The organism is Bradyrhizobium sp. AUGA SZCCT0158 (assembly GCF_018130065.1).
Classification (GTDB): domain Bacteria; phylum Pseudomonadota; class Alphaproteobacteria; order Rhizobiales; family Xanthobacteraceae; genus Bradyrhizobium.
In genome coordinates this window covers 77,421-91,662 of the sequence record NZ_JAFCME010000016.1, presented here as the reverse complement: position 1 = coordinate 91,662, position 14,242 = coordinate 77,421, and the positions used below count along the sequence as shown (strand labels likewise).

Sequence of the window (14,242 nt, the reverse complement as noted above, 5' to 3'; positions counted from 1 at the left end):
GTTCTGGTCATGCTCGACGACAAGGATCGCATCTTCAAGAATCTCTACGGCCTGCACGATTGGGGCCTTGAGGGTGCACGCCGCCGCGGCGCCTGGGATGGCACCAAATCGATCATCGACAAGGGCCGCGACTGGATCATCAACGAGATGAAGGCCTCCGGCCTGCGCGGGCGCGGCGGGGCGGGATTTCCGACCGGGCTGAAATGGTCGTTCATGCCCAAGGAATCCACCGACGGCCGGCCGAGCTATCTCGTCGTCAATGCCGACGAGTCCGAGCCCGGCACCTGCAAGGACCGCGAGATCATGCGGCACGATCCGCATCTCCTGGTCGAGGGCTGTTTGCTCGCAAGTTTCGCGATGAACGCGCATGCCTGCTACATCTATGTGCGCGGCGAATTCATCCGGGAGCGCGAACATCTGCAGGCCGCGATCGACCAGGCCTATGACGCCAAGCTGGTCGGTAAGGACAACCTCAATGGCTGGCCGTTCGACATCTATGTCGCGCACGGCGCCGGCGCCTATATCTGCGGCGAAGAGACCGCGCTCCTGGAAAGCCTCGAGGGCAAGAAGGGCCAGCCGCGGCTGAAGCCGCCATTCCCGGCCAATGTCGGTCTCTATGGCTGCCCGACCACCGTCAACAACGTCGAGTCGATTGCGGTCGCGCCCGATATCCTGCGCCGTGGCGCGGCATGGTTCGCCGCGATCGGCCGGCCCAATAACGTCGGCACCAAGCTGTTTTGCGTCTCCGGCCATGTCGAGCGGCCCTGCAACGTCGAAGAGGCGATGGGGATTCCGTTCCGCGAACTGATCGAGCGCCATTGCGGCGGCATTCGCGGCGGCTGGGACAATCTCAAGGCTGTGATCCCCGGCGGCTCGTCGGTGCGCATGGTGCCGGCCGAACAGATCATCGATACGCCGATGGATTTCGATAGCCTCGGCAAGCTGCGCTCCGGCCTCGGCACCGCCGCTGTGATCGTGATGGACAAGTCGACCGATTTGATCCGGGCGATCGCGCGCATCTCCTATTTCTACAAGCATGAGAGCTGCGGCCAGTGCACGCCGTGCCGCGAAGGCACGGGGTGGATGTGGCGGGTGCTGACGCGCATGGCCGACGGCCGCGCCCACAAGCGCGAAATCGATATGCTGCTGGAGGTGACCAAGCAGGTCGAAGGCCACACCATCTGCGCGCTGGGCGACGCCGCGGCGTGGCCGATCCAGGGCCTGATCGCGCATTTCCGTCACGAGATCGAAGAGCGTATCGATCAGTATTCGCACAAGGCCGACATCGACGATATCGGCGTGCGCGACCCCGTCAACATGGTCGCGGCGGAGTGAGAGGCAGCAATGGCAAAAGAACCTGACAGCATCGTCCTTGCGATTTTGCGCAAGATCGATCAACGCACGGAACGGATGGCAGAGGACCTTCAGGACATCAAGGTTCGCGTTACCTCTGTCGAGGAAGGGCTGGCGGGGGTCAACCGAAGGCTGGATCGCCTCGAAAATCGCGTCGAGCGAATTGAACAACGTCTCGAACTATCTGACGCAGCGCACTGAGATCGTGGGACCAATGTCGCAACCGAGCTTCTGGTGGCAGAGATACGGAACGCTGGCGCAGATGGCGCAGGCGACCGTGGCGCTGCTCGGCTTTGTTGCGATCCTGTTCCAGATCAACGAGATCCGCACCGGCAACCGCGCGACCAGCGCGCGGCAGGCGTTTCTGGGCTACACCGATCTGGCGTTCAAGAATCCGAAATTCGCGCAGCCGGACTACGAGAAGATCAAGGCCGGCGGCCGCGACGAGCAGGTCCAGTACGAGAGTTTTGTCACTTACTTCCTCTACGCCTGCGAGGAAGCGCTCGGCGCGTTCGCGGGAAAGCGCGAGTGGCTGGCTTCCTGCGATTACGACCTGAAACCGCATCTGCCGTTCCTGTGCGATAAGAACGCGGCGCAGCCGGCCTATCTCGCCACCTATGGCGCCGAGACCCAGCAATGGATCAAGGCGTCGCTGAAGACATCAAACGTTACACCACCCGACTGCAAGCTCGGAAAGACTTGAGAGCGCAATGACCAAACTCATCGTCGATGGCAAAGAGATCGATGTCCCCGCGGAATACACGCTGCTGCAGGCGTGTGAGGCCGCGGGCGCCGAAATTCCGCGCTTCTGCTACCACGAGCGGCTGTCGATCGCCGGCAATTGCCGGATGTGCCTCGTCGAGGTGAAGGGCGGCCCGAAGCCGGTGGCCAGCTGCGCCTGGGCCGTGCGCGATTGCCGTCCGGGTCCGAAGGGCGAGCCGCCGGAAATCTCGACGCGTTCGCCGATGGTGAAGAAGGCGCGCGAAGGCGTGATGGAATTCCTGCTGATCAACCATCCGCTGGATTGCCCGATCTGCGATCAGGGCGGCGAGTGCGATTTGCAGGACCAGGCGATGGGCTACGGCGTCGACACTTCGCGCTTTGCCGAGAACAAGCGCGCGGTTGAAGACAAATATCTCGGCGCGCTGGTCAAGACCTCGATGAACCGCTGCATCCAGTGCACGCGCTGCGTCCGCTTCTCCGCCGAAGTCTGCGGCGCGCCGGAAATGGGCGCGACCGGCCGCGGCGAAGACATGGAAATCACGACCTATCTGGAATCGGCGCTGACTTCGGAGTTGCAGGGCAACCTCGTCGACATCTGCCCGGTCGGCGCGCTGACCTCGAAGCCGTATGCCTTTGCGGCACGGCCCTGGGAGCTCGGCAAGACCCAGTCGGTCGACGTGATGGACGGCGTCGGCTCGGCGATCCGGGTCGATACCCGCGGCCGCGAGGTGATGCGGATCCTGCCGCGCATCAACGAGGCGGTGAACGAGGAATGGATTTCCGACAAGACCCGTCACATCGTCGACGGCCTGCGGACCCAGCGGCTCGACCGGCCCTATATCCGCCAGAACGGCCAGCTCCGCGCCGCATCTTGGTCGGAGGCGTTTGCGGCGATCGCCGCCAAGACCGGCCGGATTGACGGCAAGCGGATCGGTGCGATCGCCGGCGACCTTGCGGCGGTCGAAGAAATGTTCGCGCTGAAGGAGCTGCTGGCCAAGTGCGGTTCAAGCAATCTCGCGGTGCAGGGCGGCGACGCCTTCGATCCCAACGCAGGCCGCGCGTCCTATATCTTCAACCCGACCATTGCCGGGATCGAGCAGGCCGACGCGCTGCTGATCGTGGGATCGAACCCGCGCAAGGAAGCCGCCGTCCTCAACGCCCGCATCCGCAAGCGCTGGCGCACGGGCAGGCTCAAGGTCGGCGTGATCGGCGCCAAGGCCGACCTGACCTATGATTACGATTATCTCGGCGCCGGCACGGATTCGCTCGGTGATCTCGCGGCCGGCAAGCATTCATTCGCCGAGGTGCTCAAGGGCGCCAAGAACCCGATCGTGCTGGTTGGCGCCGGTTCGCTGGCGCGTCATGACGGCGCGGCGGTGCTGGCGCTCGCTGCCAAACTCGCGGTCGACGTCGGCGCACTCAAGGACGGCTGGAACGGTTTTGGCGTGCTGCAGGACACGGCGTCGCGTGCGGGCGCGCTCGATATCGGTTTTGCGGCCGGCAAGGGCAGCCTGAATCTCGCGCAAATGACCACCTTCGGCACGCTCGACGTGCTGTTCCTGCTCGGCGCCGATGACGTCAAGGTGCCGGATGGAACCTTCGTGGTCTATATCGGCACCCATGGCGACCGCGGCGCGCATCGCGCTGACGTCATTTTGCCGGGCGCGGCCTATACCGAAAAATCCGGCATCTACGTCAACACCGAGGGCAGGGCGCAGATTGCCAACCGCGCCGCGTTCCCGCCGGGCGAGGCGCGCGAGGACTGGGCGATCGTGCGTGCGCTGTCGGATGTGCTGGGCAAGAAGCTGCCCTATGACTCGCTTCAGGCGTTGCGGCAGGAGCTCTTCAAGGCCGTGCCGCATCTGATCCGGATCGAGCAGATCGAGCCCGGTAAGCCGGAAGAGGTGAAGGCGCTGGCCGGCAAGGGCGGCAGCGTCGACAAGACGCCGTTCAAGACGTCGGTCGAGGATTTCTACCTCACCAACCCGATCGCGCGCGCGTCGGCGGTGATGGCGGAATGTTCCCGCCTAGCGTCCGGGCAAATGCTGACAGCAGCGGAGTGAGCGTGACCTGATGGCTGAATTCTTCGCAAGCTCGTTCTGGACCGGTTTCCTCTGGCCGCTGATCATCATGGTCGCGCAGAGCCTGCTGCTGCTGGTCGTGCTGCTGATCGCGATCGCCTACATCCTGCTTGCCGACCGCAAGATCTGGGCGGCGGTGCAGATCCGCCGTGGTCCCAACGTCGTCGGCCCGTGGGGCCTGCTGCAATCCTTCGCCGATCTTTTGAAGTTCGTGCTGAAGGAGCCGGTTATTCCCTCCGGCTCCAACAAGGGCGTGTTCCTGCTGGCGCCGCTGGTCAGCTGCGTGCTGGCGCTGGCGGCCTGGGCCGTGATCCCGATGGATTTCGGCTGGGTGATATCAGACATCAATGTCGGCGTGCTCTACATCTTTGCGATCTCGTCGCTGTCGATCTACGGCATCATCATGGCCGGCTGGTCGTCGAACTCGAAATACCCGTTCCTCGCCGCGCTGCGTTCGGCGGCGCAGATGGTGTCCTACGAAGTCTCGATCGGCTTCGTCATCATCACGGTGCTGTTGTGCGTCGGCTCGCTGAACCTGACCGACGTGGTGCAGGCGCAGAACACCAGGTTCGGGCTGCTCGGCTGGTACTGGCTGCCGCTGTTTCCGATGTTCGTGATCTTCTACGTCTCGGCGCTGGCCGAAACCAACCGGCCGCCGTTCGACCTCGTCGAAGCCGAGTCGGAGCTGGTCGCGGGCTTCATGACCGAGTACGGCTCGACACCGTATTTGCTGTTCATGCTCGGCGAATACGTCGCGATCACCACGATGTGCGCGCTGGCGACGATCCTGTTCCTGGGCGGCTGGCTGCCGCCGGTGCCCTACGCACCGTTCACCTGGGTGCCCGGGATCATCTGGTTCGCGCTGAAAGTGTTCTTCATGTTCTTCATGTTCGCGATGGCGAAGGCGATCGTGCCGCGCTACCGCTACGATCAACTGATGCGGCTCGGCTGGAAGGTGTTCCTGCCGCTGTCGCTGGCGATGGTGGTGATCGTCGCCGGGGTCCTGCAATTCGCAGGGCTTGCGCCGAAATGAGGTCGCTATGAGTGTCAATATCAACGCAACAGCCCGCTCGCTTCTCCTGACCGAGTTCGTATCGGCGTTCTTCCTCGCCATGCGCTACTTCTTCAAGCCGAAGCCGACGCTGAACTATCCGTTCGAGAAGGGCCCGATCTCGCCGCGCTTCCGCGGCGAGCATGCGCTGCGCCGCTATCCCAACGGCGAGGAGCGCTGCATCGCCTGCAAGCTGTGCGAGGCGATCTGCCCGGCGCAGGCCATCACCATCGAGGCCGGCCCGCGCCGCAACGACGGCACCCGCCGCACCGTGCGCTACGACATCGACATGGTGAAATGCATCTATTGCGGCCTGTGCCAGGAAGCCTGCCCGGTCGATGCCATCGTCGAGGGACCGAATTTCGAATTCGCGACCGAGACCCGCGAGGAACTGTATTATGACAAGGCGAAATTGCTCGCCAATGGCGACCGTTGGGAGCGTGAGATTGCAAAATCGATCGAACTCGACGCGCCGTACCGGTGAGGTGAGGGCATGATCCTTCCCGCGCTGTTCTTTTATCTGTTTGCCGGCATCTGCGTGGCGTCGGCGGTGATGGTGATTGTCTCGCGCAATCCCGTCCACTCCGTGCTGTATCTGATCCTGGCCTTCGTCAACGCCTCGGGCCTGTTCATCCTGATGGGCGCCGAATTCCTCGGCATGATGCTGATCGTGGTCTATGTCGGCGCGGTCGCGGTGCTGTTCCTGTTCGTGATCATGATGCTCGACGTCGACTTCGTCGAACTGCGCGAAGGCTTCATGCAATATCTGCCGATCGGGCTCGTGATCGGCGGCATCTTCGTGTTCGAGCTGCTGCTTGTCGTCGGCGGCTGGGCGATCAATCCGTCCGTGACCAAGAACATCACGGCGGCGATCCCGGCCAATATCAGCAACACCGAGGCGCTCGGCCTCGTGCTCTATACGAAGTACATCCATTACTTCCAGCTCGCCGGCATGGTGCTGCTGGTCGCCATGATCGGCGCCATCGTGCTGACGCTGCGCCACAAGGTCAGCGTCAAGCGGCAGGACATCAACGTGCAGAACGCGCGGACACCGGAGCTCGCGATGAGCGTGCGCAAGGTGGCCGCGGGGCAGGGCCTGCAGGACGCGGACGCGGCGGAGTGGGTGAAATGACGATCGGGCTCGGACACTACCTCTCGGTCGGCGCCATCCTGTTCACGCTTGGGATCCTCGGCATCTTCCTCAACCGCAAGAACATCATCGTCATCCTGATGTCGATCGAGCTGATCCTGCTTTCGGTCAACATCAATTTGGTGGCGTTCTCGACCTTCCTCGGCGACATCGTCGGCCAGGTGTTTGCGCTGCTGGTGCTGACGGTCGCCGCAGCCGAGGCCGCGATCGGTCTTGCGGTGCTGGTGGTGTATTTCCGCAACCGCGGTTCGATTGCGGTTGAAGACGTTAATTTGATGAAGGGCTAGGCGCAGCTATGATTCAGGCAATCGTCTTTCTGCCGCTGCTGGGCGCCATTCTGGCCGGCCTGATCGCGCTGTGCGGGGCGCATGCGCGCAACCCGAGCGGGGATACGGTCGAGCATCATGATGACGGGCATCATGGGCACGACGCGCACGCGCATGCGTCAGCCGCCCATGACGACCATGGCCACGATGACCACGGCCATGACGACCACCACGTGGCGGAACCGCCGGCCGCCGGCTCGCGCGCGGCCGAACTGATCACGACCGGCCTGCTGATGATTTCGGCCGGCCTGTCCTGGGTCACGCTGGTCGATGTCGGCTTCATGCACCATGACGCCCGCATTGCCTTGTTCCCCTGGATCAATTCCGGCGATCTGCAGGTCGCGTGGTCGCTGCGCGTCGATACGCTGACCGCGGTCATGCTGGTCGTGGTCAACACCGTCTCGGCGCTCGTGCACCTCTATTCCATCGGCTACATGGACGAGGATCCGCACCGGCCGCGCTTCTTTGCCTATCTGTCGCTGTTCACCTTCGCGATGCTGATGCTGGTGACCTCGGACAATCTGGTGCAGATGTTCTTCGGCTGGGAAGGCGTTGGTCTCGCCAGCTATCTGCTGATCGGCTTCTGGTACCAGAAGCCGTCGGCCAATGCGGCGGCGATCAAGGCCTTCGTGGTCAACCGCGTCGGCGATTTCGGTTTTGCGCTCGGCATCTTCGCCGTGTTCATGCTGCTCAAGTCCACCGATTTCGAAACCATCTTCGCGGGCGCGCCGGGGCTCGCCGGCAAGACCATCGACGTGTTCGGCTGGCAGGCCGACGCGCTGACGCTGACGTGTCTCTTGCTGTTCATGGGCGCGATGGGCAAATCCGCCCAGTTCCTGCTGCACACCTGGTTGCCGGACGCCATGGAAGGCCCGACGCCGGTCTCGGCGCTGATCCATGCCGCGACCATGGTCACCGCCGGCGTGTTCATGGTGGCGCGCCTGTCGCCGCTGTTCGAGCTGGCGCCGAATGCGCAGGCCGTGGTGATGTTCTTCGGCGCCACCACCGCCTTCTTTGCGGCGACGATCGGCCTCGTGCAGAACGACATCAAGCGCATCGTCGCTTACTCGACCTGTTCGCAGCTCGGCTACATGTTCGTGGCGATGGGGGCAGGGGCCTACTCGGTCGGCATCTTCCATCTGTTCACGCACGCCTTCTTCAAGGCGCTGCTGTTCTTAGGCTCAGGCTCGGTGATCTACGCGATGCATCACGAGCAGGACATCCGCAACATGGGTGGGCTGAAGGACCGGATTCCCTTCACCTATATCGTGATGGTGATAGGTACGCTGGCATTGACCGGATTCCCGCTCACCGCCGGCTATTTCTCCAAGGATGCGATCATCGAATCTGCCTACGTCTCGCACAATCCGTTCGCGATGTACGGCTTCCTGATGACGGTGGTCGCAGCCGGCCTGACTTCGTTCTATTCCTGGCGTCTGATCTTCAAGACCTTCCACGGCGAGCCGCACGACCAGGCGCATTATGAGGCCGCCCACGAGGCGCCGCTGTGGATGCTGGTCCCGATCGGCGTCCTCGCCGCCGGCTCGATCCTGGCCGGCTTCCCGTTCAAGGAGTTGTTCGCGGGCCATGGCGTGGCCGAGTTCTTCCGTGAATCGCTGAAGATGCACCCCAACATCATCGAAGAAATGCACCACATCCCGGCGTGGATCGCGTACCTGCCGACCGTGATGATGGTGGTGGGCGCCTACATCTCCTACGTCTTCTATATTCGCCGGCCCTATCTGCCGGTCGAACTCGCCAGCCAGCACCCGATGCTCTACCAGTTCCTGCTCAACAAATGGTACTTCGACGAGCTCTATGACCTGATCTTCGTTCGCCCGGCCAAGTGGATCGGCCACTTCCTGTGGAAGAAGGGCGATGGCTATGTCATCGACGGCTTCGGCCCCGACGGCATTTCCGCAAGGGTGCTCGACGTCACCCGCAACGTCGTGAAGATCCAAACCGGCTACCTCTATCACTACGCGTTCGCGATGCTGATCGGGGTTGCCGGACTAATCACCTGGTTCATGTTCGGCTTGGGAGGCCAGTGATGACAACCTGGCCCATCCTCTCGGTCGTCACCTTCCTGCCGCTGTTCGGCGCGCTGGTGATCTACATCAGCCGCGGCGACGACGAGGCGGCGAGAAGCAACTCGCGCTGGATCGCGCTGTGGACCACGCTGGTCACCTTTGCAGTCTCGCTGATCCTGGTCTGGCGCTTCGATGCGACCAATCCGGACTTCCAGTTCATCGAAAAGGCGTCGTGGCTGGCGAGCGGCATCACCTACCACATGGGTGTCGACGGCATTTCACTGCCGTTCGTGATCCTGACCACCGCCTTGATGCCGCTCTGCATCATCGCGAGCTGGAAATCGGTGACGATGCGGGTGCGCGAATACATGATGGCGTTCCTGCTGCTGGAAACGCTGATGATCGGCACCTTCTCGGCGCTCGACCTCGTGCTGTTCTACCTGTTCTTCGAGGGTGGCCTGATTCCGATGTTCCTGATCATCGGCGTCTGGGGCGGCCCGCGCCGGGTCTACGCGTCCTTCAAGTTCTTCCTCTACACGCTGCTCGGCTCGGTCTTGATGCTGCTCGCCATCATGGCGCTGTACTGGAACGCCGGCACGACGGACATCCCGACGCTGATGAACACCGCGGTGCCGCGCAGTCTGCAGACGTGGGCGTGGCTGGCGTTCTTTGCATCGTTCGCGGTCAAGATGCCGATGTGGCCGGTGCACACCTGGTTGCCGGACGCGCACGTCGAGGCGCCGACCGCGGGCTCGGTGATCCTGGCTGCGATCCTGTTGAAGATGGGTGGCTACGGCTTCCTGCGCTTCTCGCTGCCGATGTTCCCGCTGGCGTCGCATGATTTCGCCTGGATCATCTTCACGCTGTCGGCGATCGCGATCATCTACACCTCACTGGTGGCCTTGATGCAGGAAGACATCAAGAAGCTGATCGCCTATTCGTCGGTGGCGCATATGGGCTTCGTCACCATGGGCATCTTCGCCGGTACCACGCAGGGCGTGGCCGGCGGCGTGTTCCAGATGATCTCGCACGGCATCGTCTCCGGCGCGCTGTTCCTGTGCGTCGGCATCGTCTACGACCGCATGCATACCCGCGAAATCGCCGCCTACGGGGGGCTGGTGAACCGGATGCCGCTCTACGCGCTGGTGTTCATGGTCTTCACCATGGCTAATGTCGGGTTGCCCGGCACCAGCGGCTTCGTAGGCGAATTCATGACGCTGCTCGGCACCTTCAAGGTCTCGATCCCGACCGCGACCTTTGCCACGCTCGGCGTGATCCTGTCGGCGGGCTACGCGCTCTGGCTCTATCGCAAGGTGGTGTTCGGCACACTCACAAAACCAGCGCTCGCGAGCATCAAGGACCTCACGTTCCGCGAAGGCCTGATGCTGTTCCCGCTGGTGTTCCTCACCATCCTGTTCGGCGTCTATCCGAAACCGGTGCTCGACATGTCGGCGGCCTCGGTTCAGCAACTCGTCAACAATTACAACACCGCCGTGACTGCCGTGAAGGCAGCCGCGTTGATCAATTAAGGCCGCCACCATGAGCTTCCAGAGTGCAGGTTATCAGTTGCTGCCGGTGTTGCCGGAGCTGGTGCTGGCCGCGGGTGCCATGGCGCTGCTGATGCTCGGCGCCTATCGTGGCGGCGAGGGGACGACCCGGCTCGTCACCACCCTTGCGATATGCCTGCTGGTGGTGACCGGCGCGCTGGAGCTGATGTTGCCGGCCGGCAAGCTCACGACCTTCGGCGGCAGCTTCATTGTCGACGACTTCGCGCGGTTCCTGAAGATTCTGGCGCTGATCGGCTCGGGCGCAACCCTGATCCTGTCGGCCGAATTCCTCTCCGACCCGTCGCGGCGGACCTTTGAATTTTCGATCCTGGTGCTGCTCTCGAGCCTCGGCATGATGGTGCTGATCTCGGCCGGCGACCTGATCATGCTCTATCTCGGGCTGGAATTGATGTCGCTGGCGCTCTACGTGGTCGCCGCCAGCAATCGCGACAACGCCAAGTCCACCGAAGCCGGCCTGAAGTATTTTGTGCTCGGCGCGCTGTCTTCGGGCATGCTGCTGTACGGCGCCTCGCTGATCTACGGCTTTACCGGCACCGTCAGCTTCGCCGGCATCGCGGCGGCTGCGAAGACCGGCAATATCGGGCTCGTGTTCGGCCTGGTGTTCCTGCTCGCTGGCCTCTGCTTCAAAGTCTCGGCCGTGCCGTTCCACATGTGGACGCCCGACGTCTACGAGGGCGCGCCGACGCCGGTAACCGCGTTCTTTGCCTCCGCGCCGAAGGTCGCGGCCTTGGCGGTGTTTACGCGGGTGGCGCTGACGGCATTCCCGGGCATCGTCTCGCAGTGGCAGCAGATCATCGTGTTCGTGGCGATCGCCTCGATGGTGCTGGGCTCGTTCGCCGCCATCGGGCAGAAGAACATCAAGCGCCTGATGGCCTATTCCTCGATCGGCCACATGGGTTTTGCGCTGGTCGGGCTCGCGTCCGGCACCGTCGAGGGCGCGCAGGGCGTGCTGGTCTATATCGCGATCTATGTCGCGATGACGCTCGGCACCTTCTCGGTCATCCTGACCATGAAGCGCAACGGCCAGCCGATGGAGCAGATCAGCGACTTTGCCGGCCTGTCGCGCACCAATCCGCTGCTCGCCTTCGTCTTTGCGATGCTGCTGTTCTCGCTGGCTGGCATTCCGCCGCTCGCGGGCTTCTTCGCCAAATGGTACGTGTTCGTTGCCGCGATCAAGGCAGGCCTGTTCACGCTCGCTGTGGTCGGCGTGCTCGCCAGCGTCGTGGGCGCGTTCTACTATCTCAGCATCATCAAGGTGATGTATTTCGACGAGCCGGAGGGCCAGCTCGATCCGATGCGCACCGAATTGCGTGCGGTGCTGGCGATCACCGGCGTCTTCACCATCTTCTTCTTCGTCTATCCGGGGCTGCTGGTCAGCGTCGCCGCGGCCGCGGCGAAGTCGCTGTTTTAGCGCGCATGATCCCGAAAAGTGGAAACCGGTTTTCGGAGAAGATCATGCGCAGAAATTTGAAATGACCTTCGCGCTCGGTCCCCGGGCTATATCGGCGGGTTACCGTCTCGCCGCCTTTGACCAGGTCGGTTCGACCAATACCGAGGCCATGGCGCACGCCCGCGAGGGCGAGCGCGGCTCGATGTGGTTTGCCACCACGGAACAGACGGCCGGAAAGGGACGGCGCCAGCGCGCCTGGATCGCGCCGCGCGGCAACCTCGCCAGCAGCGTTCTCGAAGTCATCGACGTCCCGCCCGCGACCGCCGCGACATTGGGCTTTGCCGCCGGGCTCGCGATTGCAAGCGCCCTGCAGCAGGTGAGCATCGAAGCCAATCTGCGAAGGGCCGGCTCTGACCCGTTGAAATTCCAGCTGAAATGGCCGAACGACGTGCTCGTTGAGAAGCAGAAGCTGGTCGGTATTTCACTCGAAGCCGAAGCTGTCGCCGGCAACCGGCTGGCTGTCGTGGTCGGGATCGGTACCAATGTGGTCGCAGCCCCCACGGGCACGCCGACGCCGGCCATCTCGCTGGCGGCGCTCGGTGTCCATGTCGGCGCCGAGGAGCTGTTCGCCGTGCTGTCGGACGCCTGGGTCGAGTTCCGCGGCATCTGGGACAATGGTCGCGGCTTTGCCGAAATCCGCCGGCTGTGGCTGGCGCGCGCTGCCGGCCTCGGCGAGCCGGTCGCCATCCAGACCGGAACTGCGACTATCGCAGGCACGTTCGACACGATAGATGAAAGCGGCTGCCTGATCGTCCGGACCGCAGAAGGCAAACACCTCCCGATCGCCGCGGGCGAGGTTTATTTTGGCTCGGCGGCCTCCGTGGGAGCTGCCTGATGGCTAGACCAGATGAACTGACCTTTGCGCCGCTCGGCGGCGTCGGGGAGATCGGCATGAACCTGTCGATCTACGGGCTCGGCAACCGCCACGAGCGGTCCTGGCTTGCGGTCGATCTCGGCGTCTCCTTTGGCGACGAGGAGCATCTGCCGGGCATCGACCTGATCATGCCCGACATCCGCTTCCTGGAGAAGGAACGCAAGAACCTGATGGGGCTGGTGCTGACGCACGCCCATGAGGACCATTTCGGGGCCATCATCGACCTCTGGCCGAAGCTGCAGTGCAAGATCTACGCGACCAAGTTCAGCGCGGCCCTGTTCGAGGCCAAACTGGCGGCCGAGCGTAATCCGCCGAAAATCCCGGTCACGGTGGTGCCTTCAGGGGGACGTGTCCATCTCGGCCCGTTCAACGTCGAATTCATCCCGGTTGCGCATTCGATTCCGGAATCGCACGCGCTGGCGATCCACACTTCGGTCGGCACCGTGCTGCACACCGGCGACTGGAAGATCGATCCGACGCCCATCATCGGCCTGCCGACCGACGAGCGGCGCCTGCGCGAACTGGGCGACGAGGGCGTGCTGGCGCTGGTCGGCGATTCCACCAATGCGGTGCGGGACGGGCGCTCGCCTTCGGAAACCGAGGTCGCCGCCACCATTACGAAATTGGTAAAGGCCGCCAAGGGCCGGGTCGCCGTCACCACCTTCGCCTCCAACGTCGCGCGCCTGAAGGCGGTCGCGGACGCCGCCAAGGCCGCCGACCGCGAAGTGGTCGTGGTCGGCCGCGCCATGGAACGGGTGGTGCAGGTCGCGCGTGAAACCGGTTATCTCGACGGCGTCCAGAGTTTCCGCGGCGCTGATCTCTACGGCCATTTCCCGCCGGACAAGGTGCTGGCGCTGTGCACGGGAAGCCAGGGCGAGCCGCGCGCGGCGCTGGCGCGCATCGCCAATGACGACCATCCGCAGGTGACCCTGAACAAGGGCGACTGCGTGATCTTCTCCTCGCGCACCATTCCCGGCAACGAAAAGGCGGTCGGCAGCATCATCAACGGCCTGGTCACGCAGGGCATCGAGGTCATCACCGACCGCACCGATCTGGTCCATGTCTCCGGCCATCCGCGCCGCGACGAGCTCCGAGACATGATCTCCTGGGTGCGTCCGCAGCTCTTGATCCCCGTGCATGGCGAAGCCCTGCATCTGGCGGAGCATGCCAAGCTGGCGCGCACCGCGGGCGTTCCGAAAGTGTTGATTTGCCGCAACGGCGACCTGGTCCAGCTCGGCCCCGGCGACCCCGGCATCATCGACCAACTGCCTTCGGGCCGTATTTACAAGGACGGCACCATCCTGGAGGATTCCAAGTCGCGCGCCGTGGTGGAGCGGCGGCGGATGGGATTTGCCGGCTGCGCCTTCGTGGCGATCGCGATGACCGACAAGGGCGAGCTGGCCGACGATCCCGAGGTCGATCTGGTCGGCATCCCCGAGAAGAATACGGCCGGCGAGCCCCTCGACGACATCGTGTTCGATGTGGTGGTATCGACGGTGGAAGGCCTGCCGCGGGCGCGGCGGCGCGATGCGGACGCGACAGCGGAATCGGTGCGCCGCGCGGTACGCGCCGTGCTGAACGAACATTGGGGCAAGAAGCCGATCTGCCTCGTGCATGTGCTGACGATCTAGCGCGT

Annotated in this window: 13 protein-coding genes; all 13 read left to right on the top strand. The window is 63.6% G+C overall.

Going from position 1 to position 14,242, the window contains the following annotated elements; all coding sequences use genetic code 11:
* The first annotated feature begins 9 nt into the window (after nt 1–9).
* The 13 genes from nuoF to JQ574_RS22520 all read left to right on the top strand — a co-directional run bounded on the left by nuoF (nt 10) and on the right by JQ574_RS22520 (nt 14,237).
* On the top strand, nt 10–1,335 hold the full coding sequence (gene nuoF / locus JQ574_RS22580) for an NADH-quinone oxidoreductase subunit NuoF (protein WP_212001216.1): 1,326 nt from the start codon (nt 10–12) through the stop codon (nt 1,333–1,335).
* Nucleotides 1,336–1,344: 9 nt separating this feature from the next.
* Nucleotides 1,345–1,554, top strand: a complete 210-nt coding sequence (locus JQ574_RS22575) for a hypothetical protein (RefSeq protein WP_212293775.1) — start codon at nt 1,345–1,347, stop codon at nt 1,552–1,554.
* A gap of 13 nt (nt 1,555–1,567) precedes the next feature.
* Complete coding sequence (locus JQ574_RS22570) at nt 1,568–2,056, top strand: hypothetical protein (RefSeq protein ID WP_212208110.1); 489 nt, start codon at nt 1,568–1,570, stop codon at nt 2,054–2,056.
* A gap of 7 nt (nt 2,057–2,063) precedes the next feature.
* On the top strand, nt 2,064–4,139 hold the full coding sequence (nuoG, locus tag JQ574_RS22565; RefSeq protein ID WP_212208109.1) for an NADH-quinone oxidoreductase subunit NuoG: 2,076 nt from the start codon (nt 2,064–2,066) through the stop codon (nt 4,137–4,139).
* 10 nt (nt 4,140–4,149) lie between these two features.
* Nucleotides 4,150–5,190 carry an NADH-quinone oxidoreductase subunit NuoH gene (gene nuoH / locus JQ574_RS22560; protein WP_212208108.1) on the top strand — a complete coding sequence of 347 codons (1,041 nt, stop codon included), beginning with the start codon at nt 4,150–4,152 and terminating at the stop codon, nt 5,188–5,190.
* A 7-nt stretch (nt 5,191–5,197) separates the two neighbouring features.
* A complete protein-coding gene (gene nuoI, locus JQ574_RS22555; protein WP_192733447.1) occupies nt 5,198–5,692 on the top strand; it encodes an NADH-quinone oxidoreductase subunit NuoI in 495 nt (164 codons plus the stop codon).
* A 9-nt stretch (nt 5,693–5,701) separates the two neighbouring features.
* Complete coding sequence (locus tag JQ574_RS22550; protein WP_192733446.1) at nt 5,702–6,340, top strand: NADH-quinone oxidoreductase subunit J; 639 nt, start codon at nt 5,702–5,704, stop codon at nt 6,338–6,340.
* Nucleotides 6,337–6,645, top strand: coding sequence for an NADH-quinone oxidoreductase subunit NuoK (nuoK, locus tag JQ574_RS22545; protein ID WP_028162793.1), 309 nt, complete (start codon nt 6,337–6,339; stop codon nt 6,643–6,645). Before JQ574_RS22550 ends, nuoK begins: the two co-directional genes overlap by 4 nt.
* 8 nt (nt 6,646–6,653) lie before the next feature.
* Nucleotides 6,654–8,735, top strand: a complete 2,082-nt coding sequence (gene nuoL, locus JQ574_RS22540; RefSeq protein WP_212383855.1) for an NADH-quinone oxidoreductase subunit L — start codon at nt 6,654–6,656, stop codon at nt 8,733–8,735.
* The gene (locus JQ574_RS22535; RefSeq protein WP_212208106.1) at nt 8,735–10,243 is read left to right on the top strand and encodes an NADH-quinone oxidoreductase subunit M; all 1,509 of its coding nucleotides are present in this window, start codon (nt 8,735–8,737) and stop codon (nt 10,241–10,243) included. Before nuoL ends, JQ574_RS22535 begins: the two co-directional genes overlap by 1 nt.
* A gap of 10 nt (nt 10,244–10,253) precedes the next feature.
* Nucleotides 10,254–11,693: an NADH-quinone oxidoreductase subunit NuoN gene (gene nuoN / locus JQ574_RS22530; protein ID WP_212208105.1), complete on the top strand. Its 1,440-nt coding sequence runs from the start codon at nt 10,254–10,256 to the stop codon at nt 11,691–11,693.
* A gap of 61 nt (nt 11,694–11,754) precedes the next feature.
* Nucleotides 11,755–12,567 (top strand): biotin--[acetyl-CoA-carboxylase] ligase, encoded by an 813-nt coding sequence (locus tag JQ574_RS22525; protein WP_212208104.1) that lies wholly within the window; start codon nt 11,755–11,757, stop codon nt 12,565–12,567.
* The gene (locus JQ574_RS22520; RefSeq protein ID WP_212208103.1) at nt 12,567–14,237 is read left to right on the top strand and encodes a ribonuclease J; all 1,671 of its coding nucleotides are present in this window, start codon (nt 12,567–12,569) and stop codon (nt 14,235–14,237) included. The genes JQ574_RS22525 and JQ574_RS22520 overlap by 1 nt, the downstream gene beginning before the upstream one ends.
* The last annotated feature ends 5 nt before the right edge of the window (nt 14,238–14,242 follow it).

What these genes read in the sequence shown, in the direction of transcription:
- JQ574_RS22525 (WP_212208104.1), top strand. Translation starts at nt 11,755, where the DNA reads ATGACCTTCGCGCTCGGTCCCCGGGCTATATCGGCGGGTTACCGTCTC.
- JQ574_RS22520 (WP_212208103.1), top strand. Translation starts at nt 12,567, where the DNA reads ATGGCTAGACCAGATGAACTGACCTTTGCGCCGCTCGGCGGCGTCGGG.
- nuoN (WP_212208105.1), top strand. Translation starts at nt 10,254, where the DNA reads ATGAGCTTCCAGAGTGCAGGTTATCAGTTGCTGCCGGTGTTGCCGGAG.
- nuoK (WP_028162793.1), top strand. Translation starts at nt 6,337, where the DNA reads ATGACGATCGGGCTCGGACACTACCTCTCGGTCGGCGCCATCCTGTTC.
- JQ574_RS22570 (WP_212208110.1), top strand. Translation starts at nt 1,568, where the DNA reads ATGTCGCAACCGAGCTTCTGGTGGCAGAGATACGGAACGCTGGCGCAG.
- nuoL (WP_212383855.1), top strand. Translation starts at nt 6,654, where the DNA reads ATGATTCAGGCAATCGTCTTTCTGCCGCTGCTGGGCGCCATTCTGGCC.
- JQ574_RS22550 (WP_192733446.1), top strand. Translation starts at nt 5,702, where the DNA reads ATGATCCTTCCCGCGCTGTTCTTTTATCTGTTTGCCGGCATCTGCGTG.
- JQ574_RS22575 (WP_212293775.1), top strand. Translation starts at nt 1,345, where the DNA reads ATGGCAAAAGAACCTGACAGCATCGTCCTTGCGATTTTGCGCAAGATC.
- nuoH (WP_212208108.1), top strand. Translation starts at nt 4,150, where the DNA reads ATGGCTGAATTCTTCGCAAGCTCGTTCTGGACCGGTTTCCTCTGGCCG.
- nuoI (WP_192733447.1), top strand. Translation starts at nt 5,198, where the DNA reads ATGAGTGTCAATATCAACGCAACAGCCCGCTCGCTTCTCCTGACCGAG.
- nuoG (WP_212208109.1), top strand. Translation starts at nt 2,064, where the DNA reads ATGACCAAACTCATCGTCGATGGCAAAGAGATCGATGTCCCCGCGGAA.
- nuoF (WP_212001216.1), top strand. Translation starts at nt 10, where the DNA reads ATGCTCGACGACAAGGATCGCATCTTCAAGAATCTCTACGGCCTGCAC.
- JQ574_RS22535 (WP_212208106.1), top strand. Translation starts at nt 8,735, where the DNA reads ATGACAACCTGGCCCATCCTCTCGGTCGTCACCTTCCTGCCGCTGTTC.